Consider the following 463-nt stretch of genomic DNA (forward strand, 5'->3'; position numbering starts at 1 on the left):
CACCCGGATTCAGCATCCTCGTACTGACCGGCAAACAACAACGGGCTGGTGCACCGACCAGACCACGTACGCTTGCCATACAACGTTTGGGTGGTGTGTCCCTCGACGACACCGGTGGTGGTGTTGATCAGTTCCTGTGGTGCTCCGGCTAGGTCGCACACCAGGGCGTAGAACGTCGCATCAACCCTAGCCTGGGACCAACCAGCGGCAGGGTTCACCGGTGCCACTGGTGGTTAGTGCGATCTGGCCGGTGGTGTCAACGGTGGTGGTAACGGCTGCTAGTTGGTTACCGGTGTGGGTGAACACGTCACGGTGGGTGACTTCTCCGGTGGTGGTGTTGATGGTGTCTTTGGCTACGCGTCGGCCGAGACCGTCGTAGGTGTAGCGGTAGCCAACACCTGGAGCATCACTTGAGCTAAAGCCGATGGGTTGTTCACCGGTGGCGTAGTAGAAGTGATGAACC

At 59.4% G+C, this 463-nt stretch carries 1 protein-coding gene; it reads right to left on the reverse strand.

Translation table 11 applies throughout. The features are described 5' to 3' along the window. Window positions 1–186: 186 nt before the first annotated feature. Window positions 187–463, reverse strand: a 277-nt coding sequence (locus CYJ76_RS12675) for a hypothetical protein (RefSeq protein WP_202820488.1), incomplete at its 5' end; no start/stop codon positions are given.

The organism is Kytococcus schroeteri (assembly GCF_002847825.1).
In the GTDB taxonomy this organism is placed as follows: Bacteria; Actinomycetota; Actinomycetes; order Actinomycetales; family Dermatophilaceae; genus Kytococcus; species Kytococcus schroeteri.